Genomic DNA, 1,645 nt, shown 5'->3' on the forward strand with positions numbered 1-1,645 from the left:
GCACTCGATCACAAGTCCAGAAGATCAGAATTTCCTTGCAAACCGAGCGGCATCCACAAAAGAAGGTTGGATTTCAGACCCATCCCCTCCGATCCTGTCCCGACGGCGGGTCCGACGTCTCGATGTCCTTTGGCGGCAGTATGCGGGGCCGCCCGCCGCGCTTGCGGACCGTGAGCGGGATGTGGATGCGGATGGTATCGTTCGCGGGCATCAGGCGGCGTCCTCCTGCGCGGGCGTCATCAGGCTCGCAAGCGCACCAAGGCCGTCGTGGCGCAGGTCGATGTCGAGCCCGTCCTCGCCCGCCGTCACGCGCGCCACAAGCAGCTGGACGACGCGGGCCTGCTCGGCCGGTATCAGCGCCCTCCACAGATCGTCGAACTGCGTCAGCGCCGCGGTCACGGTGCCCTCGTCGAGGTCGGGCCGCTCCTTCTTCAGGGCGCGGGCGGTGCGCGCGATGATCTCTGGCGTGCGCAGCAGCCGCCGTATCTCGCCGATGACCGCTTCCTCGACCATGGCCGCGGGCAGCCTCTGGGGCCCATGCAGTTCAGCCGTCGGCCGTTTCTGGATCACGTCCATCGAGACGTAGTAGCAGTACCGCTTGTTCCCCTTCTTTGCATGGTGCGGCGTCATCGCGGCGCCTGTCTCGGTGAAGATCAAACCGCGCAGTAGGGCCGGCTCGGTGCTCCGGGTGCGCCCGGCACGCTGGTTGCGATTGCCGGCCAGCACGGCATGTGCCGCGTCCCACAACTCCATATCCACGATGGGCTCGTGCATGCCGGGATAGGTCTCGCCCTTGTGAGTGATCTCGCCGCGGTAGATGCGGTTGTGCAGCAGCTTGTAGAGCGCCCCGCGGTCGATTGGTCGGCCCCGTTTTGACCGGATGCGGCGGGCGTTCAGTTCCTTGATCACGGCTGCGGTGGAGTCGGACCGCGCGAAGAGCTCGAACATGGTCCGGACCTGTGCGGCCTCGGTTTCGTTCACGATCAGCTTGCGGTCGACAACATCATAGCCAAGCGGCACGTAGCCGCCCATCCACATCCCCTTCTTCTTGGAGGCGGCGACCTTGTCGCGGATGCGCTCGCCGATAACCTCACGCTCGAACTGGGCGAAGCTGAGCAGGATGTTCAGCGTCAGCCGGCCCATGGACGTGGTCGTGTTGAAGGACTGGGTGACGGAGACGAAGGTGACCCCGTGGCGGTCGAAGATCTCCACCAGCTTGGAGAAATCCATCAGCGCGCGGCTGAGGCGGTCGATCTTGTAGACCACGACCACGTCGATCAGCCCGTCCTCGACATCAGCGATCAGCTGCTTGAGCGCGGGGCGATCCAGCGTGCCGCCGGACACGCCGCCGTCGTCGTAGCGTTCGCGCAGACACGCCCAGCCCTCGGCGCGCTGGTTGGCGATGTATGCCTCGCAGGCCTCCCGCTGCGCGTCGAGGCTGTTGAGCTCCATGTCGAGCCCTTCCTCGCTCGACTTGCGGGTGTAGATGGCGCAGCGCAGGCGGCGCGCCGGGTCTGTTTGGGTCTTTCTGGTCATCGGGCGTCTCCGGTCTGATCGAGCCCGAAGAACCGGGAATGTCCCGGTCGATGTTGAACTTTTTGGGATGAAGGGTGGCGTTGCTCTCCCTGAGCCGTAGGCTCGGGGT

At 65.3% G+C, this 1,645-nt stretch carries 1 protein-coding gene; it reads right to left on the minus strand.

Annotation, left to right across the window (positions count from 1 at the left end; all coding sequences use genetic code 11):
- Window positions 1–210: 210 nt before the first annotated feature.
- Window positions 211–1,536, minus strand: coding sequence for a recombinase family protein (locus HUK65_RS18315; RefSeq protein WP_179907702.1), 1,326 nt, complete (start codon window positions 1,534–1,536; stop codon window positions 211–213).
- Window positions 1,537–1,645: the final 109 nt, after the last annotated feature.

The sequence above is a fragment of the Rhabdonatronobacter sediminivivens genome, from assembly GCF_013415485.1.
Taxonomy (GTDB): Bacteria; Pseudomonadota; Alphaproteobacteria; order Rhodobacterales; family Rhodobacteraceae; genus Rhabdonatronobacter; species Rhabdonatronobacter sediminivivens.

Excerpts from the sequence above, each read along its gene's own strand:
- HUK65_RS18315 (WP_179907702.1), bottom strand. The coding sequence starts at position 1,536 with ATGACCAGAAAGACCCAAACAGACCCGGCGCGCCGCCTGCGCTGCGCC.